This window comes from Gilvimarinus sp. F26214L, assembly GCF_054401055.1.
Genome location: NZ_JBTIYG010000010.1, coordinates 100398 through 120362, shown reverse-complemented (window position 1 = coordinate 120362; position 19965 = coordinate 100398). Strand labels below are relative to the sequence as shown.

General features: G+C 59.2%; 20 protein-coding genes and 1 other RNA gene. 18 read left to right on the top strand and 3 right to left on the bottom strand.

Features of this window, described 5'->3' with window-relative positions:
* Positions 1 to 192: 192 nt before the first annotated feature.
* The 7 genes from ACURWW_RS12670 to ACURWW_RS12640 all read left to right on the top strand — a co-directional run bounded on the left by ACURWW_RS12670 (position 193) and on the right by ACURWW_RS12640 (position 5232).
* Positions 193 to 681, top strand: coding sequence for a hypothetical protein (locus ACURWW_RS12670; RefSeq protein WP_445617347.1), 489 nt, complete (start codon positions 193 to 195; stop codon positions 679 to 681).
* Positions 682 to 708: 27 nt separating this feature from the next.
* The gene (locus ACURWW_RS12665) at positions 709 to 1554 is read left to right on the top strand and encodes a sulfurtransferase (RefSeq protein ID WP_445617348.1); all 846 of its coding nucleotides are present in this window, start codon (positions 709 to 711) and stop codon (positions 1552 to 1554) included.
* Positions 1555 to 1811: 257 nt separating this feature from the next.
* Positions 1812 to 2177: a nuclear transport factor 2 family protein gene (locus ACURWW_RS12660; RefSeq protein ID WP_445617349.1), complete on the top strand. Its 366-nt coding sequence runs from the start codon at positions 1812 to 1814 to the stop codon at positions 2175 to 2177.
* A gap of 67 nt (positions 2178 to 2244) precedes the next feature.
* Entirely contained in the window at positions 2245 to 3270 is a 1026-nt protein-coding gene (locus tag ACURWW_RS12655; protein ID WP_445617350.1) for an energy transducer TonB, read from the top strand.
* Positions 3188 to 3799, top strand: coding sequence for a DUF1697 domain-containing protein (locus ACURWW_RS12650; protein ID WP_458618495.1), 612 nt, complete (start codon positions 3188 to 3190; stop codon positions 3797 to 3799). The genes ACURWW_RS12655 and ACURWW_RS12650 overlap by 83 nt, the downstream gene beginning before the upstream one ends.
* 199 nt (positions 3800 to 3998) lie before the next feature.
* Positions 3999 to 4928 (top strand): penicillin-binding transpeptidase domain-containing protein, encoded by a 930-nt coding sequence (locus ACURWW_RS12645; protein ID WP_445617352.1) that lies wholly within the window; start codon positions 3999 to 4001, stop codon positions 4926 to 4928.
* 109 nt (positions 4929 to 5037) lie between these two features.
* On the top strand, positions 5038 to 5232 hold the full coding sequence (locus ACURWW_RS12640; RefSeq protein WP_445617353.1) for a hypothetical protein: 195 nt from the start codon (positions 5038 to 5040) through the stop codon (positions 5230 to 5232).
* A 91-nt stretch (positions 5233 to 5323) separates the two neighbouring features.
* On the opposite strand, the gene ACURWW_RS12635 is transcribed toward ACURWW_RS12640, so the two are convergent.
* Entirely contained in the window at positions 5324 to 6850 is a 1527-nt protein-coding gene (locus ACURWW_RS12635; RefSeq protein WP_445617354.1) for a BCCT family transporter, read from the bottom strand.
* 200 nt (positions 6851 to 7050) lie between these two features.
* Between ACURWW_RS12635 and ACURWW_RS12630 the strand changes: the two genes are divergently transcribed.
* Positions 7051 to 7920 carry a hypothetical protein gene (locus ACURWW_RS12630; protein WP_445617355.1) on the top strand — a complete coding sequence of 290 codons (870 nt, stop codon included), beginning with the start codon at positions 7051 to 7053 and terminating at the stop codon, positions 7918 to 7920.
* A gap of 79 nt (positions 7921 to 7999) precedes the next feature.
* Positions 8000 to 9175 carry a pyridoxal-phosphate-dependent aminotransferase family protein gene (locus tag ACURWW_RS12625; protein WP_445617356.1) on the top strand — a complete coding sequence of 392 codons (1176 nt, stop codon included), beginning with the start codon at positions 8000 to 8002 and terminating at the stop codon, positions 9173 to 9175.
* Positions 9176 to 9286: 111 nt separating this feature from the next.
* On the opposite strand, the gene ACURWW_RS12620 is transcribed toward ACURWW_RS12625, so the two are convergent.
* Together ACURWW_RS12620 and ACURWW_RS12615 are read right to left on the bottom strand one after the other, a co-directional pair.
* Positions 9287 to 10678: a RimK family alpha-L-glutamate ligase gene (locus tag ACURWW_RS12620; protein ID WP_445617357.1), complete on the bottom strand. Its 1392-nt coding sequence runs from the start codon at positions 10676 to 10678 to the stop codon at positions 9287 to 9289.
* 29 nt (positions 10679 to 10707) lie between these two features.
* A complete protein-coding gene (locus ACURWW_RS12615) occupies positions 10708 to 11553 on the bottom strand; it encodes a 6-pyruvoyl trahydropterin synthase family protein (protein ID WP_445617358.1) in 846 nt (281 codons plus the stop codon).
* A 210-nt stretch (positions 11554 to 11763) separates the two neighbouring features.
* Between ACURWW_RS12615 and ffs the strand changes: the two genes are divergently transcribed.
* The 9 genes from ffs (at position 11764) to ACURWW_RS12570 (ending at position 19717) form a co-directional block, all read left to right on the top strand.
* Positions 11764 to 11860, top strand: an RNA gene (gene ffs / locus ACURWW_RS12610) — signal recognition particle sRNA small type.
* A 135-nt stretch (positions 11861 to 11995) separates the two neighbouring features.
* Positions 11996 to 14029: a DNA polymerase III subunit gamma/tau gene (gene dnaX / locus ACURWW_RS12605; protein WP_445617359.1), complete on the top strand. Its 2034-nt coding sequence runs from the start codon at positions 11996 to 11998 to the stop codon at positions 14027 to 14029.
* Positions 14030 to 14145: 116 nt separating this feature from the next.
* Positions 14146 to 14463, top strand: coding sequence for a YbaB/EbfC family nucleoid-associated protein (locus ACURWW_RS12600; RefSeq protein WP_445617360.1), 318 nt, complete (start codon positions 14146 to 14148; stop codon positions 14461 to 14463).
* 64 nt (positions 14464 to 14527) lie between these two features.
* Complete coding sequence (gene recR, locus ACURWW_RS12595) at positions 14528 to 15121, top strand: recombination mediator RecR (protein WP_445617361.1); 594 nt, start codon at positions 14528 to 14530, stop codon at positions 15119 to 15121.
* A 72-nt stretch (positions 15122 to 15193) separates the two neighbouring features.
* Complete coding sequence (gene rnd / locus ACURWW_RS12590) at positions 15194 to 16354, top strand: ribonuclease D (protein ID WP_445617362.1); 1161 nt, start codon at positions 15194 to 15196, stop codon at positions 16352 to 16354.
* A complete protein-coding gene (locus tag ACURWW_RS12585; protein ID WP_445617363.1) occupies positions 16347 to 16784 on the top strand; it encodes a YcgN family cysteine cluster protein in 438 nt (145 codons plus the stop codon). Before rnd ends, ACURWW_RS12585 begins: the two co-directional genes overlap by 8 nt.
* Before the next feature lie 126 nt (positions 16785 to 16910).
* A complete protein-coding gene (locus ACURWW_RS12580) occupies positions 16911 to 17324 on the top strand; it encodes a hypothetical protein (protein WP_445617364.1) in 414 nt (137 codons plus the stop codon).
* A 310-nt stretch (positions 17325 to 17634) separates the two neighbouring features.
* Positions 17635 to 18480, top strand: coding sequence for an AAA family ATPase (locus tag ACURWW_RS12575; protein ID WP_445617365.1), 846 nt, complete (start codon positions 17635 to 17637; stop codon positions 18478 to 18480).
* 61 nt (positions 18481 to 18541) lie between these two features.
* Positions 18542 to 19717, top strand: coding sequence for a vWA domain-containing protein (locus ACURWW_RS12570; protein ID WP_445617366.1), 1176 nt, complete (start codon positions 18542 to 18544; stop codon positions 19715 to 19717).
* Positions 19718 to 19965: the final 248 nt, after the last annotated feature.

Here is a 19965-nt window from a genome sequence, read left to right as displayed (position 1 = left end):
TAATATCGAGAAGTTGATGAATTATGGCGCTGTAGCGTGATTCACAGGCATATCCACAGTTATGTGCCCGCAACTTCGGTGATTATGTTAAGCGAAAATGCTTGAATAATGATCACTGCCGACAAGACAAACTGACTGTAGACACGCGCTTTCTCGAAAACGTTTTTCTACAGGTTCGTTAAAAGGTGACCCATGACTACCAAGGAAGTTACAGCGATTTCGATTCGGCTATTTTCACTATGGTTATTGGTTCAAGTCATTATGAACGTGCCGAGCTTGGCGCTTCTCCTTACCGGTGTTGAGCAATACCAAGGCCGCGTGGTCCCCGAGTATGTTTATGTCACAGCAATAGGTGGCTTTGTTGTCATAGGCGTTGTCGCAGCTTACTTGATTTGGGTCGCCGCTCGGTCGACCTTGGCGAGTGCGTCCAGCACTGGAGGTCAAATGCTGGACCGGAACGGACAGAAGTTTCTCTTGCAACTAGGGGGAGCTTACTTTGTCGTAGATGCGCTAGCTTATTTGCCGCGGTCCCTCGGATTCCTCCAGCATTCCATAGAGCTGTCGTATGCGACCCTTTTGTCTCCCCTTGGTCTCTTTCTTCAACTTGGCATCGGATTAACGTTGTTAGTTAATCCGTCGCATTGGACAGAGATCTTCCAAAAGCTTCGGGGTCGCCGGTGATAGGTTGTAAGAAAAAGGAGGCACGTCATGGCTAATTGTCCGTTACCAAGCGAGCTCGTCGATTGCAACTGGTTGCAGGAAAACGGACATCGCGCCGACCTGATTTTGCTCGACGCCAGCATGCCCCCGCCCGGAAAGGCCACCCCTGCGCGAACTGTGACGATTGCCGGCGCACGTCGCTTCGATATCGAAGGCGAATTCCGCGATCATGCGACTTCGCTGCGTCACATGATGCCGAGGGCCGACCAGTTTGAGCGGGAGGCACGCAGGCTCGGCATCAATCAAAACAGCGCTCTCGTGGTCTTCGATAACCTGGGGATTTTCTCTGCGCCCCGGGCCTGGTGGATGTTCAAGGCCATGGGCTTTGATCGCGTGGCGGTGCTGAACGGTGGTCTCCCGGCCTGGAAAGAGTGCGGTGGCGAGGTCGCTGATCACTATGCACCTGCGCCCGGGAGCGGCGACTTTAGAGCCGCGCCGCGCGAGAGTTATTTCTGTGATGCAAGCCGGGTGCAGTTCGCGCTGAATCGCGATGATGCCCGGGTGATCGACGCCCGCTCCGCGGATCGCTTTTTCGGCCGTGTCGATGAGCCGCGCCCGGGTTTGCGGCGCGGGCACATGCCGGGAGCTGTAAACCTTCCGTTTGACGGTCTTCTGCAACAGCAGGCCTTTCGCTCGCCACCCGAGCTGGCTGCAAAGATAAAGGAAACAGCACCGGACAAGAACATGAGTTTGCTGTTCAGCTGTGGTTCCGGTGTGACCGCCGCTGTGGTGGCGTTTGCCGCTCACCTGAGCGGATACCGCAATGTCTGTGTCTACGACGGCTCCTGGGCGGAGTGGGGAGCCCGGGACGATTTGCCGGTGACTTGCGAGTAGCTGGGACCGCCAGGTCTTTTATCTATATTCGGGAGTACGGCCTCCCGAAGTCTACCAACTAGCGGCTGGCTTCAAACCGCCCACTGCTGCGGCACTGAAAGGGTGTGGTGGTGAGCGACTTGGGAGAAGGCACCGTATGAGCTCAGATAAGCACCGGGAAGATTCGGCTCCATTTCTTCGTGTACAATCAAGCGCTGGCAACCTGCGCCCTCGTGACGAACAACGCGTTTATCGTAACCACAAGAAGGATAATAAACTTGGAACTGTCAGAACTGATCGCTCTTTACATAGATGCCTGGTGCGAGCCTGACCCTGCGCTCAGGGAACAGTTACTCGAACGGGCATGGTCTGAGGACGGTACTTACACCGACCCCACCGCTCACGTTGCAGGCAGACGGGAACTTGTTGATCACATTGGCAGGGTCTTTCAACATTTCCCAAACGTCCGCCTTGAACTTACGAGTGGGATAGATGCGCATCACGACAAGCTTCGCTTCACCTGGCGCATGGTGCTTGCGGACGGGAAGGTGTTTGCAGAGGGAGTCGACTTTGGTGTGTTGTCGCCAAATGGGAAGTTGCATCAGATCGTGGGATTCTTCGGGCCGCTCGCGCCTAAGATTTAGACCGATACCAATGGCAGCGCTTTCCCCGCGACCATTGCGGTCGGAGCAAAAACGGGAATAATTAACAATGAACAAAAAACTCACAGTATTGTTATTGCTTTTGTCCCCTCCGCTTTTTGCTGAGGAAAACCCACAAGTAGAGATCTTCGAAGGACCGATCCGGAAGGACGCGGTCAGGCCGAGCTACCCAGCTAACGAAGCGCGAAGCGGCTCCGAGGGCTGGGTGACGATCAACTTCATGGTGGCCCCGGACGGAACTCCGTTCGAGCCGGTCGTTGTCGGCTCCGAGGGATCCAAAACCTTTCGAGAAGCCGCTCTTCGGGCTCTGCGCCAAACAGAGTTTGAGCCAGCTGCGCTTGACGGGAAACCGGTTACGGGAAGCAGCTACATCCAGTATAACTTTGTTATGGAGGAGAACGCAGGAGCTTCCAGGCGATTCATCTCGCTGTATAAACGATTGGTCACTGCTTTGGACGAGAATAAGAAAGAAGAAGCGGAACAGTTGATTGTAAAGCTGTCCGAGCATCGCCCTTTCAAATACTACGAAGCTTCGTACTTGAACTTGGCGAAATCGTTCTACGCTGCCCGGTACGGCAGTAAGCTAGAGGAGCTTGGGTATGTGGAGGACGCACTGAGAAATGAGAGCCATGTGAATGGGAAGTGGGATAATTTCCCCAGTGAGTTGTTGAGGTCCAGCCGGGAGCGCTTGTTCATTCTTCAAGTCGAGAACCAACGATATGCCGACGCCGCGGAAAGTTACAAGATCATAAAGAAAGAATATGGGAAAGAAGCGGTCGAGAGATTTACCGACACCTACGAGCAGATCTTGAACCTCAAGACCAACGACGTGGCATACTCTGTTCCTCTGGTCCTGAACGACGAGGGCTACGCATTCTATGAATTACACAAACGTGGCTTTTATCTGGAGGCCGAGAATGACGTGGTACAGGAAGTCAAGCTTCGGTGTAAGGCGAAGTACGTGTTTTTCGGCTACGAGAAGGATACCGAGTATGAAATTCCCGACAGTTGGGGGCCCTGCACCGTGCAGGTCCTGGGTCGGGCGGACAAATCGGTCCGGCTTGTTCAGTTCTGAGGCCTTGCTCCATATGTCCCGCCACGTTGCCTTCCTGCGAGGGGTCAGCCCGGTGAACGCCAGGATGGCCGAGTTACGGCGTTGCTTTGAAGAGGCCGGTTATGAGAGGGTCCGAACGGTTCTGTCGAGTGGTAATGTGGTTTTTGATAGCCGCTCTTCACGGCAGGGCACACTGGAGCGCCGTGCCGTGAAGGCGATGGAGCACGGCCTCGGGAGGAGCTTCGGCACGATGGTCCGCTCCGTAAAGTACCTTGAGGCGTTGATCGAGTCGGAGCCGTTCGCTGAGTTCAATCTCCCGCCGCAGGCCAAGTGTGTCGTCACGTTCTTGAGGGGCCCATTGGCCGCAGCGCCGGAACTCCCCCTTGAGCGGGGCAGTGCGCGGATTCTGAAGATCTGCGGTTCTGAGGCGTTCACCGCGTATACGCCGTCCGCTAACGACCCGGCATTCATGCAATTGATCGAGCGAACCTTCGGAAAGGACGTCACCACCCGAACACTCCAGACCGTCCGAAAATGCGTCCTTGCGTAGATGAACACGCGAGTTGCGGTGCTGCGGGATGTCAACTCTGAAGTGTGACCCGGCAAGGGTAGATTCGGGTGTCGTGTTCGCGGACAATCTTTCGACCTTGTTGCCGACAGCCATTCGCCACATCGGGCCGGCGGAATTTGGACGGACAGCGGCTTTGGGCACTTGATTATAATTTCAACGTTTCAGAAGGGAAGATCAAATGAGAACTTCAAAGCTTTGGTTCAGCGGATTGGCCTTGGGATCACTGGTTATGGCGTCGTCAGGTATTCAAGCGGAGCCGCCCACACGGGAGAACAGTTTCGCGAGCTCCGAAGCCTACACGGTCGCTGATGGTTGTGATTATCTTGCTGACCAGGCGCCGGGCGCGACATTCGCTCTGTACTTCCCGGACCGGGAGGAGCGTCTCGTTTGCAATTCGGAAGCCGCGGAGCGCCGCGTCCTTCCCGCGTCAACGTTCAAGATCGCCCACGCACTTATCGCGCTGGAGACTGGAGCGATCAAAGACGAGTTCAAGAAGGAAGATTCAGATGGCAGGGAGCGGATTGTGTCGTCGTGGAATCAACCGACCAGCCTGGCCACCGGTATGGCGAACTCCACCGTTTGGTTCTACCAACGCGTAGCCGAAAGGGTGGGCGTTCAGGGGGAAAGGGAATGGTTGAAGAGGTTGAACTACGGGAATGCGGACATGGGTGCGAGCGACGAGCTCACCACTTTCTGGCTGACAGGCTCGCTACGCATATCGGCACTGGAACAGATCATTTTTCTGGATCTGTTAAGTCGCCGTGGACATGAGGCTTCAACCGAGAATCAGGATCGGGTAGCCAATATGATGGTCGTGGGCCGTGGTGATGAGGGCTCAGGTGGGACTCTCTATGCCAAGAGCGGAGCGGTGTTGCCGATCGGGGAAACCGGTGACATTGAACAAGGAGAATCCGCGGAGATCTTGCTAGAGGGTGTGGAGGAAGTCGGTTGGTACGTTGGCTGGGTTGCGCAACCCGAGGAGGATGGCGGGGACGCCGTTTTCGCGCTTCAGCTTCCGATGCGTACGAAAGATGCGTTGGCTAAGAGGCAGGCCCTCTCCCTGGATATGCTCAGAATCAATGGGGTCGAACTGGACTTCTTTGATTAAAAAACTGCATAGGCCATCGGTGCTTGATAGAACAGCATATTCTCCAAGAACGATTCAACAGGCCCGCCAAGCATGGTCTCCTTCTGAAACCCAACAGTGAAGTGTAGATGTGAATGAAACGGACCAGCGTGTAGCCCGGGCGGTTGTCGACGAGCCTTTCCAGCATTACAACGCCTCTGCCCAGGTGTTCGACGAAGGGCCGACCACTTGTGGTTTTGTCTGGGTGGACGGCAAGGGAGAACGCATATACGTACCAACGGAGGCAGGACTCCCGATTCTTGAAGCTGGCAAGGCGGGTAACTAGTACATCTGGGCGCTATTTTATTGAAGCAGGGAATACTTGAAGGATGGACGAAGGTCGCCCGTTCTGGGCCCGGTACGATGGCGGGGCGGGATTACGATATGGTACCTGCTTCATGTTCCTGCCTCTGCACCCGAATCAACGAGGCGATCGCTACCAGCAATAGCACGGACATGGGTAGCCCCAGGCTGATGGCGGCCTGCTGGATGGCGGTCAGGCCTCCCACCACCAGAAGGGTTGCGGCCACCGCGCCTTCCGAAACGGCCCAGAACACGCGTTGGATTGTGGGTGGGTTCGGATGTCCACCGGACGTAACGATGTCGTCCACCAGAGAGCCCGAGTCCGAAGAGGTGATAAAGAATATGATTACAACGACGGTCGCGAGAATCATGGTGACACTGGCCCACGGCATCATCTGCAGCAATGCGTGAAGCGAGATGGCCACGTTTCCTTTGACCTGCTCGGCTATTTCCGCGCCGCCAAAAAGCTGAAACTGCAGGGCGGTTCCGCCGAACACGGACATCCAGAAGAAAGTGACCAGCGTCGGTGCCACCAGGCCCGCGGCGACCAACTCACGCACGGTTCGTCCGCGGGAGATTCGGGCGACGAAGATGCCCACGAACGGCGACCAGGAAATCCACCAGCCCCAGTAGAACAGTGTCCAGGTGGCCTGCCACTCGGTATCTCGCGCAAAGTTGATGGAAAAGCTGGTTTGCACCAACTTCTGGAAATACAGCCCAATTGAATTGACGAAGGTTTCAAGAATGGCCACGGTTGGGCCGGCGATAAGCACGAACAACAGAAGCAGGCCCGCGAGAGCGAGGTTGAGCAGTGCGAGACGGCGGATTCCTTTTCGTACCCCGAGGACAACGGACCCGGTAGCCACCAGGGTGATGACGGCGATAATCAGGACCTGAACGAAAGGAGAAATGCCCACCGGGAAGAAGATGTCGAGGCCCACGTTGATTTGCATTGCCCCCAGGCCGAGCGAAGTGGACACGCCCAGGAGCGTACCCACGGTGCAGAGAATGTCCACTCCATGGCCGATGGGGCCACGAATGCGTTCACCCAGTAGCGGGTACAGGATCGAACGGGGAGCCAGCGGGAGGTCCATGCGAAAATGGAAGTACCCCACCGCCACGGCGAACACCATGTAGATGGCCCAGGGGTGCAGCCCCCAGTGGAAGAATGTGTAGTGCATGGCTTCACGGGCCGAATAGGCAGTGCTGCCATCGCCGACGGGCGGGTCGAGATAGTGGCTCAGGGGCTCCGCTACTCCCCAGAACACGAGACCGGTACCCATGCCCGCCGAAAAAAGCATGACGAACCACGGCAACCGTCGGTACTCCGGTCGCTCGTCCTTCTTACCCAGGCGAACTTTTCCGAAAGGACTCAGAGCCAGCCACACCACGAAGATCAGCATGAACGTCGTGGCTGACACGTAATACCAGCCGAGCGTCTCGGATATCCATGACTGAACACCGGAAAACGCGGTGGACGCGGATTCCGTAAAAACGCCTCCGTAGATGCAGAAAGCGATGACAATCGCGGCTGCGCCCAGGAAAACCACAGGCTCCATTCGGTTGGAGATTTTTTTCCACCATCCCCGGGCTTCCGCCATCTCAGAGCCTGTTCCCTGTCTGCCGCATCCGCATCTTCAGCGTTGAACCTCAGCGTCCATGCACGCTCTGTACCAGAGGCGGAGGCGCTTGCGTCGCCCATCCGCGAGTTTGCCGCTTGGGAAGCGAGTTGACGTGCGGTTTGTATGGGGGTAGTTTTCGCCCATAATCGAACAACAATAATCGACATGGAAGCGCTTTGATGTTGGGCCACTCCTCAATCCTCCCTGTTCTTGCGGCCGTTCTCTTCTTATCCGCCTGTGCATCCGCCCCCTATGAGTACGGCACGGGCCGCATGCATCTGGACGGGCCGCTTTCGCCGCCGATGGAGCAGCAGTTCTACATCGGCGAGCCGCACGCCTTTCTCGATCACGCGGACTGGATCTGGCCGGAAAGCCTGCTTCGCAAACTGATTCTGCTGGACCCCTCCATCGACAGCCATCAGATCTCCCCCGAGACCCTCGGAGCTCTGCGCGCCTATATCGACGATAACGAACTCCACAACGTGCAGGTGCTGGTGAACTGCTACAAGCCCGGCAATCAGTGGATGCGCCTTTTTAAAAACCGGGCCGTGGCGGGCGGTTGGCGATTTACCCTGGGCATTTTGAGCGTGGTGTCCTATACCATTTTTCCGGGGCGGTTCTTCGGGGGCGATGCCTACAACCCCTACACCAATACCATCTACTTGTACTCGGACAACATCAACGTGGCCCTGCATGAGGCCGGGCACGCGAAGGACTTTGGCCGCCGGGCGAACAAGGGGCTCCATGCGGGCATCTACGCCCTGCCGCTGGCCGCGCTGTACTATGAGCATCGCGCGTCGAGCGATGCCCTCAGCTACCTGCAGGACCAGGACAACAGTTTCCAGCAAGCGGAAGCCTACAAGGACCTGTATCCCGCCTACGGTACCTACATCGCAGGCAACCTGACCCGCAACGCCTCTGAGCCCCTGGCGGCCCAGCTCATGCTCATGATTCCCGCGCACATTGCGGGGAGAATTGCGGCCAGCCGGGTGGACCGGTCCGGGTTTGAGGCACCGCCCGGAGGCAGTGTGGACTTGAGCGAACGCTGAGCCGGGCCTTTTTTATTCGCTGATCCACTTGGTGTAGAATCCTGCGGTTTCCATTCCCACCACTGCCAGGGGTTCACACATGTCAGCTTTCCATCCTCCCGTTCGCACGCTCATGGGACCCGGTCCTTCGGACGTTAATCCGCGCATTCTCGAAGCACTGGCGCGACCCACCATCGGCCACTTGGACCCGGAGTTCATCCGTCTGATGGACTCCATCAAGGAACTCCTGCAATACGCCTTTCAAACCGCCAATCGACTCACGCTGCCGATTTCCGCGCCCGGCTCCGCCGGCATGGAAGCGTGTTTTGTGAACCTGCTGGAGCCCGGCGACACCGTGGTGGTATGCCAGAACGGAGTGTTCGGCGGCCGCATGAAGGAGAACGTGGAGCGCAGCGGGGCAACGGCGGTCATGGTGCAGGACGAGTGGGGCACTGCTGTAGACCCCGCCAAAGTTGAAGACGCGCTCAAGGCCCACCCGGAAGCCAAGGTCCTCGCATTCGTGCATGCGGAAACCTCCACCGGCGTACAGTCTGATGCCAGGGCGCTGTGCGCTTTGGCGCGCCAGTACGACTGCCTTTCCATTGTGGATACCGTGACCTCCCTCGGTGGTACGGAGGTGGACGTGGATGGCTGGGGCGCGGACGCGGTCTATTCCGGCACGCAAAAATGTCTGTCTTGTGTCCCGGGCATCTCTCCCGTGACCTTCAGCGAGCGCGCCATCGAAACCATTAAAGGCCGCAAAAACAAGGTCCAGAGCTGGTTTTTGGATATGGATCTGGTGATGGGTTACTGGGGCGGCGAGAGCAAGCGCGCTTACCATCATACGGCGCCCATCAACGCCCTTTATGGGCTGCACGAGTCGCTGCTGATTCTCAAGGAAGAAGGCCTGCAGTCAGCCTGGGATCGACACGCCCTGAATCACCGTGCATTCGCGGCGGGGCTGGAGGCCATGGGTCTTTCGTTGAATGTCGATGCAGAGCACCGACTGCCCCAGCTCAACAGTGTGGTGATTCCCGACGGCGTGGACGATGCTGCGGTCCGATCCGCGCTGCTGGAGCAGTACAGCCTGGAAATCGGCGCCGGTCTCGGAGCGCTCGCCGGCAAGGTCTGGCGCATCGGCCTCATGGGTTTTGGCAGCAGCCGCAAGAACGTTCGCTTTTGTCTGGGCGCGCTGGAGAGCGTCCTGGCGGGGGTGGGAGCGGACATTAACCTCGGTGTTGCCGTGAAGGCGGCCAACGAGGTGTATGGCGCTTAGCAGCGTTACGAACAGCAGTCTGCCCCGGGGTGGAAACCACCACCCCGGATTCAATACGGGCGCTCCGACGTCACTCCATTGCTGCGGGGGCTTGAATCTGCAAGCGTTCCGTTAGCCGCGCCGTTGCTTCCCGGCGGCGAGCCGCCATCCCAATGCCTTCTCTACCGCGCGGGCCATTTTTCCGGCGATGTCCTTGTTGGTCACCCGTTCCATCTCCTCCAGGCTCGGCACCGCCGTCACCCCGATGACCAGCGGCCCGTTGGCTGAGCGGAGCATATCGACCCCGGCGACTTTCAGGCGCAGTGCCTTTGCAGCGCGAACGGCCAGTTGTTTTTCCGTGTCGCTGCTGCGCACCGCGCGGCCGCTGCGGCGCATCTTCTTGCGATCGTTGAAATCCGTGGTCATCTCCATGGAGGCGACGACCTTGCCGTCCACTACAAAACACCGCAGGCTCTTGCCTTCGGCTTCGCTCACGTAATGTTGTACCAGCATGTTCGCGTGACGGGACTCCGCATCGTTGATGAAGGCGCGGGCCTGCTCCCGGGTCTCCGCCAGTTTGATGCTCTTGTGATGTCCACCGTCCAGTTGTTTGACCAGCAGGGGTGGGCCGCCAATCATCGCGATCAGGTCGTCGATGTCCACCGGGGAATTGGCGAAGGCCGTGGTGGGGATGGGGATGTCCGCGGACTGCAGTGCCTGTAACGAAAGCAGTTTGTCCCGGGAGTGGCTGATGGCATCGGCCGTGTTCAGGGCGAAGATTCCCAGAGACGCGAAGTGACGGGTGAGTGCGCAGCCATAGAAGGTCACGTCTGCGCGAATGCGCGGAATCACCGCGTCGAAGTCGGTCAGGGTGTGGCCGCCCAGGTAATGGACTTCGGGGTTGTCCATATCCAGCTTGACGTAGCATTGCTGGATGTTGAGGAAGACCATTTCGTGGCCGCGAGCGGTGCCCGCTTCCAGAATGCGGCGGTTGCTGTAGAGCCCGGGGTCGGTGGCGAGAAGGCCGATTTTCAGGCCGCTCTGGTGCTCGTTCTCGCCATAGAATGCTTTGAGTTCATCTTCACTGAACTGCCCGCCGCAGAAGCTCTCCGCCGGGTCCACCAGCATCCGGCCCAGCATGGCCTCACGGCCCAGCAACATGCGGTAGCCCATGGAATCCCGGTTGGTGAGGGTGAGCTCCACTTCCCAGTAGTTGTCACCGAGTTCGATGTCGGTGCGGATGACGTAGCGTTTTTCGGCCGTGCCCGTGGAGCTTTTCACAACGCGCCGGTCCACCACCGGTGCCTCGCATTGCACCACACTCTTGCGGTCGTTCTGCAGGGGGTGAACCTGAAAGCTGACCCAATCCTCGTCGTTCTTGCGAAACCCCTGAATATTGAACGCGTGAATCGCCGAGGTTTTTGCGCCGGAGTCGACCCGGGCCTTGATGGCTGGGATGTTGAGCGAAGGGAAGACACACCACTCTTCGCTGCCGACGATGATTCGCTCTTCTGCTGTGGTCATAGATCCGCTCGTCTGTGTGCCTGATTGCGTCAACGCACGACCAGTGCGCCTTTTCCCTGACCCTCATAGGCACGCACGGTATAGGCATGTTGCGGCTCGCGAACTTTGAGTGTGTCCGCAATGTGGGCGGCGATGTGCTCCACCGTGCTGTCACTGTCCATAAGGTGGACGTAGCGCTGGGGTAATTGCAGTGAGAACTCACCCTCGGCTGCACGATAGGCGAAACGGTAGTAGCCGGGCGGTGTGTCGTCGTCGGGGGACAGGTCGGCGCGGGTAGCAATGTAACTGTCGCGCAGGGTCTCCGCCCATTCCGCTTCCAGGTCCGGCGCCGCTTCGCCGTTGCGGAGAATATTGATTTTCGAGCGGTGGCCGTGGGCAATGCGCTGGCACTTGCCGTTATGCTTCTTCAGGCCGTGACTGTACTGGTAGTGGGCGCCCGCGATCTCCTCCGTGGTAAAGCGAACGCGAATGGACTGAATTGTGCCCGGCAGCCGCTGGCGCAGTTGCTGTTCACACCAGCGGGCGACAGTCTCGGCATCGATGTGCCCGGCTTCTATCAGAGTGACGCACTGACGGGGTGAGCTGTGGTCGATGGCCTGCCCGTCTTCAAGTGCCCAGTGCAGGCGCACATTCGAGCCCTGATCCTCCAGCCGCAGGTTGGCCGCCTCGGCGGGGACCAGCAGCCGGTGGTCGATCAGGTCGTCCAGCAGGGCGCGGGTGGTGGATTTGACGATGCCGAAGTCGCACACCATCCCCTGTTCGTCCAGCTCACCTTCCAGTTCGATGTGGGAGAGCCAGGTTTCACCGAGAAGGCCCCGCTCGTGGTGCAGGTAGGAAAAGTCGGAATTGGTGAGCTTGTCGACGAAAAGCAGCATAAATCGTAACCGGCGGAAAATGCAGGGATGATAACCCAATGACCGGCGATTGCCGATGATTATCCGGTGGTCCGGGCGGGCCTGAGGTGCGGCGAAAGCGGTGAAACGGGCAGCTGACGTCAGGCTCCCTTGCAATAGGATGCCAAAGTCCCGATAATCGCGCCTCTCGTCTGGCACCATGGGTGCCGGGCGCAGCGCTGTGGTGGCTCTTACCGGTCCCCCCGCAATGACCAGCTGCAAACCCCGCCAGGCCCGGAAGGGAGCAACGGTAGTGGTGACGTCATGTGCCGGGGTGTGGCTGGTTTGAGTCACCTCCATTTCCCCCTTTTCGCCATTGCTGCATTCAGCGGCCACCCTTTCGCCTGCACGGTCGCTCGGTAGGAGACTGCTGCTCCCTGGGTTATAATCCGGGCTTTTCGATACCCCGCAGGCAATCCTTTCAATGAGTTATCAGGTACTGGCAAGAAAGTGGCGCCCCCGCGTATTCCGCGAGATGGTGGGCCAGGAGCACGTGCTCAAGGCGCTCATCAATGCCCTGGACCACAACCGCCTGCATCACGCCTATCTTTTCACCGGCACCCGCGGCGTGGGCAAGACGTCCATCGCCCGAATCCTCGCCAAGTGCCTGAACTGTGAAGCAGGAGTCAGTTCCGAACCCTGCGATCAGTGCGCCGCCTGCCGGGAGATCAACGAAGGCCGCTTCGTGGATCTGATCGAGGTGGATGCGGCCTCCCGCACCAAGGTGGAGGACACCCGCGAGCTGCTGGACAACGTCCAGTACGCGCCCACCAAGGGCCGCTTCAAGGTCTACCTGATCGACGAAGTCCATATGCTCTCCGGTCACAGCTTCAACGCCCTGTTGAAAACTCTGGAAGAGCCGCCGCCCCACGTAAAATTCCTGCTCGCCACTACGGACCCCCACAAGCTGCCGGTGACGATCCTGTCCCGCTGTCTTCAGTTCAACCTGAAGAACATGTCGCCGGAGCGGATCGTGGAGCACCTGGAGCACATTCTCGAGCGGGAGATGATTCCCTGCGAGACCTCCGCACTGTGGCAACTTGGCCGCTCCGCCGACGGCAGTATGCGGGACGCCCTGAGCCTCACGGACCAGGCCATCGCCTTTGGCAACGGCAAGGTGACCGAGGCGGATGTGGCGGCCATGCTGGGCGCCATCGACCAGCGCCAGGTCTACGATATTCTGCGGGCTCTCGCCGACAGCGATGGCCCCCGCATTCTGCAGGCGACGGAAGCCCTGGCGGAACAGTCGGCGGATTTTGCCGAGGCTCTGGCGAACCTGATCAGTATTCTGCATCGCCTGGCCATTGCCCAGGTGCTGCCGGAAGGCATTGACAACACCTTCGGCGACCGGGACGAAATCCTGGCCCTGGCTCAACAACTGCCCGCCGAAGATGTGCAACTCTTCTACCAGACAGCACTGCTGGGCCGGCGTGACCTGGGCCTGGCGCCCGATCCGCGCGGCGGGTTCGAGATGGTTCTGCTGCGCATGCTGGCGTTTCGGCCCCAAGGCATCTCGGAGCCACCGGGTCAGCGCCTTCCCGGTGCCACGAAGGCCCCGCCTGCAGCGCCTCAGCCGCAACCGACGGCGAGTTCCGGGCCCGGCGCCCGGAACCCAGCGTCCCCGGCAGACGCCCCTGAGGCTGCTGCGCAATCGCAATCTGTTCCAGAACCTCAATCTGTTCCACAGCAGGGGAGGCAGCAAGAGTCGGAAAATCCGGCTCCCCCATGGGACGACGGCCCGGTTGCCCCGGCGGAGGGACCCGGGGCAAAAAAGCCTGAAGCTTCTGCCGCCCCGCCGGCGGCACCCGCTCCGGAAGCCGCGCCGGCGAGTGAAGCTGTGGCAACGGGTCAGCCATCCGAGCCGGCGCCGCGCAATGGGCAGCTAGTTCCTGAGCACCCGCGGGCCGGTTTGGCAGCACCTGCCGAAAACAACAGCGAACCGCCGCCTGCCGCCGCGAATACCGCTGAGCGACCGGTGCAGCCTGAACCCGCCACGGCGCCGCGGCAGCCGGAGGCTGCTGCAGGAGCCGAAGCGCCTGCTGCACCCGTTGCCAAGAAGATTACACTGGCAGAACTCACCCCCGACACCTGGAACCCGCTGGTGGACCAGCTTCCCATCGGCGGCGTCATCCAGAACACCGTGCGGAACTGCGTACTGGTCGAAAGGGCGGATAACGCGCTGCAATTTGTACTCGATGAGCGCAACAGCACACTCTACGACGAGTCTCACCAACAACGGCTGGCGGACATTCTCGGCGATCACTTCGGTGAGCCCATCCGCGTGTTCATCCAGGTGGGCGCGGTCACCACGGAAACCCCTGCGGCCGCCAATGCGCGAAGGCAGGCCGAGCGGCAGGCTCAGGCATTGAACGCGGTGAAAAACGACCCGCTGGTGCAGGACCTGATCGACACCTTTTCCGCCACCCTCAGGGAAGAGTCCGTGACACCGCTCGGCTAAGGAGGGGTGTGTATCAGCAAGGCAACCATTAGCAAGGCAATTATAAACAAGGCAACAACGTATTTCGGTTCCGCTTGCGGGTGGGGCCACCGACAGAATCAGCGAGGATTAGAGCCATGAAAGGTCTCGGCGATATCATGAAGCAGGCGCAGGCCATGCAGGAACACATGAAGCAGATGCAGGAAGACCTGGCCAACATGGAAGTGCAGGGCGAGGCCGGCGCCGGCCTGGTCAAGGTCACCATGACCGGGCGCCATGATGTGAAAAAGGTAGAGATCGACGATAGCCTCCTGTCCGATGACAAAGAGGTGCTCGAAGACCTGATTGCCGCGGCGGTGAACAACGCAGTGCGCAAGGTTGAAGAAGAGGGCAAGAACAAGATCGGCGGGATGACAGAAGGTATGAACATTCCCGGATTCAAATGGCCCCTGTAGCGATTGCCGGCTCGCCCGAGTTCCAGGAACCAGAGTATCAATAACGAGAAAATAGTTGGATTGAATGTTCAGCCCTTTGATTGACGATTTGATCGGCGCATTGCGCTGCCTGCCGGGCGTGGGCCCGAAATCCGCCCAACGAATGGCCCTTCACCTGCTGGAGCGGGACCGACAGGGGGCGAGCCAGCTTGCCGCCGCGATCGAGCGCGCGGTGGACCGGGTGGGCCGCTGCCAGAGCTGTCGTATTCTTACGGAGCAGACACTGTGCGAAGTCTGCCGCAACGAGAAGCGGGACGGCACCCTGCTCTGTGTGGTGGAAACCCCGGCCGACGTGTTCGCCATCGAACAGGCCGGAAACTTCAGCGGCAAGTACTTTGTACTGCTCGGCCATCTCTCGCCCATCGACGGGATCGGCCCCGCCGAAATAGGCATGGAGCAGCTTAACCGCCGCCTGGAGGAAGAGGGTATTCAGGAACTGATCCTCGCAACCAACACCACCGTGGAAGGCGAAGCCACCGCGCACTACATCGCGGAGGAAGCCAAACGCCGCGGCATTAAAGTGAGCCGCATTGCCCACGGGGTGCCCATGGGCGGCGAGTTGGAATTCATCGACGGCGGTACGCTCGCCCACGCGTTTTCCAGCCGTTACGCCGTATAGCCCGGCCCGCGCTCGTCATCCGGCCGACAGCTTGTGGCCGCTTTGTGACCTTTCACCAGCAGAAGTAATGCCATGACACCATCTCACATTGAGCCTGTTTGGGTTGCCAGCAACGAAGCACTGCGCGAGTGTTGTGCGGACTTCGTCGGCGCGGGCGCAGTGGCCATGGACACTGAGTTCATGCGCAGTAACACCTTTTATCCGAAAGCCGCCCTGTTTCAACTGTACGCCGGCGACCAGTGCTACCTGGTGGACCCTTTGCCGATCACGGACTTTCAGCCGCTGGTCGATCTGCTGCAGAATCCGGCGGTGATCAAGGTCTTCCACGCCTGCTCCGAGGATCTGGAAGTATTCAATTATTTTCTCGGTTGTGTACCGGAGCCACTGGTGGATACCCAGATCGCCGCCAGCCTGTTGCCGCACGGCAGCTCGACTTCCTATGCGGCGCTGGTGGAGAAGATGCTCGGCGTTTCCCTGGAGAAAGGGGAGACCCGCTCCGACTGGTTGCGGCGGCCCTTATCTGAAAAACAACTCCAGTACGCGGTTCAGGATGTGCACTATCTGTTGCCGTTGTACGAGGTCCTGATAGCTGAGTTGGAGAGGGCAGGGCGCCACAATTGGCTGCGGGAGGATTGTGAGTTGCTGGTGGCCGCCGCCAAACAACCGCCCGATTTAAACGGTTTTTATCCGCGCATCAAATCCGCCTGGAAGCTGAACTCCCACCAACTGGCCGTGCTGCGCGAGCTCAGCCTGTGGCGGGAACGCCGCGCGCGGGAGCGGGACCAACCCCGCAACCACGTGCTTCATGAGCGGGTTTTGTGGAATCTGGCCCGGCAGCAGCCGCGTAGCCTTGAGGAAATGAAACGGGTGGAGGGGATGGAGCCCAGGCAGCTCCGACGCGTGGGCGCGGAAGCGCTGGAAGCCATCGAACGGGGCCGCGCCTTGGATCGGGAGCAGCACCCGGAAGCGCTGCCGGCACCTCTGCCCATTGGCCAGCGGAATCTGGTCAAGGCGCTCAAGCACTGTGCCAGCCAAAAAGCTGAACAGCTTGAGCTCGCGCCGGAAGTGCTGGCCAGGAAGAGCGACTACGACTTTCTGGTCCGCTCCGGTATGGAGGATGGTGTCTACCGCTTGCCCGAGCGCCTGCTGGGCTGGCGTCGTGAGATCATCGGCGAAGCCCTGCTTCGGGTCGCCCGGGAAATGGCCCGCGACGGTGCCGCAAGCGATGACTGACACCTTCTGGCAGAACAAACCCCTGAGCCGGATGAGCGACGCGCAGTGGGAAGCCCTGTGTGATGGCTGTGGCAAATGCTGTCTGCACAAACTTGAAGACTGCGACAGCGGTGAATTGGTCTACACCCGCGTGGCCTGCCGCTATCTGGACGCGGACACCTGCCGCTGCCGGGATTACGCGCACCGCAAGGCCCTGGTTCCGGACTGCGTGGACCTGCGTGGGGCGGAACCGGAGGCCTTCGAGTGGCTGCCGGCCAGTTGTGCCTATCGGTTGCTGGCAGAGGGCCAACCGCTCCCGGAGTGGCACCCACTGGTATCCGGCTCTGGCGACAGTGTCCACGAAGCCGGTGCTTCGGTTCGGGGCCTGGTGCTGAGCGAAGACCACGTCCACCCGGATGGGCTCGAGGAGCACATCGTCCGCTGGGTGTGAGTGGATCGTTGGACTTCATCCCAAGCGGCGGCTATTCTCTGAAACAATTCTGCCCTCCGGGGCGAACCAGAACTGATACTTGCGGATTGGCCCTTGCCGGTCCGCGCCCAAGGAGTAACTGACCTAATGATGTCTAGCCAAGAATACCTGCTCAGCTGGGGCCTCTACCTGCTGGGCTGTCTCGGACTGATGCTGGTCTGGTGGAAGATGACCGGATGGGTGCGAATCCCCTTAGTTCGCAATATCCTTCGAATCAGCGCTCTTGCGACCCTGCTGATGCCTTATCCGGTCCCGGGCCAGGAAAGCTTTCTCGCCCCCGCGCTGATGATGACCTTTGTCGAAGGCCTCTTCTATGAAGACCTCGGGTTTTCCCATGCGGGGATTCCCCTGCTGATCACCATCGTGTTGGCGAATATCATTTATCTGATTGTGGATCTGGCCACACAGCCGTTTCGTCGCAAGCGCGACTCCAAGGCCGGCGAGGCGAGTGCAGGGCAGGGCGACTCCAGCGAGCGTAAAACGCCGACTCTGGGCATTTGAGCATCCACCAAATCCGGAAGGCCGGCCCCGCCGGCTTTCACTCGCTTCTTGCGCGATCGCTCTGCACCCATCGACTATTCCTGCGGCCATTCCCGGCAGCTCCCGATGCTTTACGAAAGAGCGGCATAAATTCATTTTATATCCTTCCATAGCGGCGGAAAATAGCTCGGTTGGAGCCTGTTTTCACCGGTCGTGAATCCCCTTAACCGCGCTCCAAGCTGTGATAGACTCCGTGATTCCGTTTTTTTACCCCCGGGGATTGCGCGATGCCTGCTCTCCGGCGCATCAGAATGTTTGAGAGGACTTGTCCATGAGGTTCGAAGGTACAGAAAGATACGTCGCCACCGAGGATTTGCAGATGGCGGTCAATGCGGCAGTTACTCTGGAACGCCCCTTGCTCATTAAGGGTGAGCCCGGAACGGGCAAGACAATGCTGGCCGAGGAAGTTGCGGCGGCCCTGGGCAAGCGTTTGATTCAGTGGCATATCAAGTCCACCACTAAAGCCCAGCAGGGCCTGTATGAATACGATGCGGTGTCCCGGCTGCGCGACTCCCAGTTGGGGAGCGATAAAGTCCACGATATCAGCAACTACATCAAACGCGGCAAATTGTGGGAGGCCTTCGACGCCGATGAACAGGTGGTGCTGTTGATCGATGAAGTGGACAAAGCGGATATCGAGTTCCCGAATGACCTTCTGGTGGAACTGGACAAGATGTCCTTCTTTGTTTACGAGACGGGCGAAACCGTGACGGCGCGGCATCGTCCCATTGTGATCATCACCAGCAACAATGAGAAGGAGTTGCCGGACGCCTTCCTGCGCCGCTGCTTCTTCCACTATATCAACTTCCCGGATCGGGACACGATGCTGTCCATCATCGACGTGCATTTCCCGACCTTGAAAACCGACCTCGTGAACGAGGCGCTGGACATTTTCTTCGATGTGCGCAAGGTGCCTGGCCTGAAGAAAAAGCCCTCCACCTCGGAGCTCATCGACTGGTTGAAGCTGTTGATGGCGGACGACATTCCGGACGAGGTTCTGAAGAACCGGGATGCCACCAAAGCGATTCCGCCGCTTTATGGTGCGCTGCTGAAGAACGAACAGGATGTTCACATGCTGGAGCGGCTCGCCTTTATGGTACGAAGGGAGAATCGCTAGTCGAACAGACTGATCGAGTTTCGAATCGTCTGTTACATATTGAGGTGCGGAGTACTTAGTTATGCTGGTCAATTTTTTCTACGGGCTGCGAAACGCGGAGCTGCCGGTCTCCATCAAGGAGCTGCTGGTGCTGTTCGAAGCCATGGAAAAGCGTCTGGCGTTTGGCAGTATCGATGATTTCTACCTGCTGGCCCGCACCTGCCTGGTGAAGGACGAGAAGTACTTCGACAAGTTCGACCGGGCCTTTGCCGCGTATTTTCGCGATCTCGAAAGCATCGACGACATCATCGAGGCCATTATTCCCGAGGACTGGCTGCGTGCGGAGTTTCTGAAGGAGCTCAGCGACGAGGAGAAAGCGAAGATCGAGTCCATGGGCGGCCTCGAGACGTTGATCGAGGAGTTCAAGAAGCGCCTGGAGGAGCAAAAGGAACGGCACTCGGGCGGCAACAAATGGATCGGCACTGGCGGTACTTCGCCCTTCGGTCATAGCGGTTATCACCCGGGCGGGATTCGCGTCGGGGGCGAGGGCAAGAACAAACAGGCGTCCAAGGTCTGGGAGCAGCGTCAGTATCGCAATCTCGATGACTCGGTGGAGCTGGGAACGCGCAATATCAAGATGGCCCTGCGCAAGCTACGCAAGTTCGCCCGCACCGGTTCCGCGGAAGAATTGGATCTGGATGACACTATTCGCTCCACTGCCCGCAACGCCGGCCTGCTGGACATCAAGATGGTGCCGGAGAAACACAACGCGGTGAAGGTGCTGCTGTTTCTCGACGTGGGTGGTTCGATGGACCCTTTCGTTAAAGTGTGTGAGGAGCTGTTCTCCGCTTGCCGGACGGAGTTCAAGCATCTGGAGTACTTCTACTTTCACAACTTCATCTATGAGCGGGTGTGGAAGGACAATTACCGGCGCCAGCAGAACACCACGCCCACCATGGACCTGCTGCATACCTACAGCAGTGATTACAAGGTCATCTTCGTTGGCGATGCGACCATGGGGCCCTACGAAATATCCCACCAGTACGGCAGTGTGGAGCACATGAACGAAGAACCCGGCTACCTGTGGATGCAGCGGATTCGGGAAACCTTCGACAAGGTAATCTGGCTGAACCCCACCACCAAGGATCACTGGGGATACACCACCAGCATCGATCTCACCCGGCAGTTGGTGGATGACAAGATGTATCCGCTGACGCTTGCGGGGCTGGACGAAGCCATCGCCTACCTGAGCCGCTGAGCGTCCATCCAATCCACCGCGCTCCGCGATGTGCCCACCCTGTCGGGTTACGCTGGCGCTAACCCAACCTACGGGTCGCTCATCCGATCCGCGACGTAGGTTGGGTTAGGCCAACGGCCGTAACCCAACGCAGCGCTCCGCGATGTGCCCACCCTGTTGGGTTACGCTGGCGCTAACCCAACCTACGGGTCGCTCGGACGTTGTGGTTTGATCCGATCCACGACGTAGGTTGGGTTAGGCCAAGGGCC

Bases quoted from the DNA above. Each gene is read 5' to 3' on its own strand.
- ACURWW_RS12665 (WP_445617348.1), top strand. From the start codon at position 709: ATGGCTAATTGTCCGTTACCAAGCGAGCTCGTCGATTGCAACTGGTTG.
- ACURWW_RS12620 (WP_445617357.1), bottom strand. From the start codon at position 10,678: ATGACCACAGCAGAAGAGCGAATCATCGTCGGCAGCGAAGAGTGGTGT.
- ACURWW_RS12645 (WP_445617352.1), top strand. From the start codon at position 3,999: ATGAGAACTTCAAAGCTTTGGTTCAGCGGATTGGCCTTGGGATCACTG.
- ACURWW_RS12670 (WP_445617347.1), top strand. From the start codon at position 193: ATGACTACCAAGGAAGTTACAGCGATTTCGATTCGGCTATTTTCACTA.
- ACURWW_RS12625 (WP_445617356.1), top strand. From the start codon at position 8,000: ATGTCAGCTTTCCATCCTCCCGTTCGCACGCTCATGGGACCCGGTCCT.
- recR (WP_445617361.1), top strand. From the start codon at position 14,528: ATGTTCAGCCCTTTGATTGACGATTTGATCGGCGCATTGCGCTGCCTG.
- rnd (WP_445617362.1), top strand. From the start codon at position 15,194: ATGACACCATCTCACATTGAGCCTGTTTGGGTTGCCAGCAACGAAGCA.
- ACURWW_RS12615 (WP_445617358.1), bottom strand. From the start codon at position 11,553: ATGCTGCTTTTCGTCGACAAGCTCACCAATTCCGACTTTTCCTACCTG.
- ACURWW_RS12635 (WP_445617354.1), bottom strand. From the start codon at position 6,850: ATGGCGGAAGCCCGGGGATGGTGGAAAAAAATCTCCAACCGAATGGAG.
- ACURWW_RS12585 (WP_445617363.1), top strand. From the start codon at position 16,347: ATGACTGACACCTTCTGGCAGAACAAACCCCTGAGCCGGATGAGCGAC.
- ACURWW_RS12575 (WP_445617365.1), top strand. From the start codon at position 17,635: ATGAGGTTCGAAGGTACAGAAAGATACGTCGCCACCGAGGATTTGCAG.
- ACURWW_RS12630 (WP_445617355.1), top strand. From the start codon at position 7,051: ATGTTGGGCCACTCCTCAATCCTCCCTGTTCTTGCGGCCGTTCTCTTC.
- dnaX (WP_445617359.1), top strand. From the start codon at position 11,996: ATGAGTTATCAGGTACTGGCAAGAAAGTGGCGCCCCCGCGTATTCCGC.
- ACURWW_RS12600 (WP_445617360.1), top strand. From the start codon at position 14,146: ATGAAAGGTCTCGGCGATATCATGAAGCAGGCGCAGGCCATGCAGGAA.
- ACURWW_RS12580 (WP_445617364.1), top strand. From the start codon at position 16,911: ATGATGTCTAGCCAAGAATACCTGCTCAGCTGGGGCCTCTACCTGCTG.
- ACURWW_RS12570 (WP_445617366.1), top strand. From the start codon at position 18,542: ATGCTGGTCAATTTTTTCTACGGGCTGCGAAACGCGGAGCTGCCGGTC.
- ACURWW_RS12650 (WP_458618495.1), top strand. From the start codon at position 3,188: ATGAAATTCCCGACAGTTGGGGGCCCTGCACCGTGCAGGTCCTGGGTC.
- ACURWW_RS12655 (WP_445617350.1), top strand. From the start codon at position 2,245: ATGAACAAAAAACTCACAGTATTGTTATTGCTTTTGTCCCCTCCGCTT.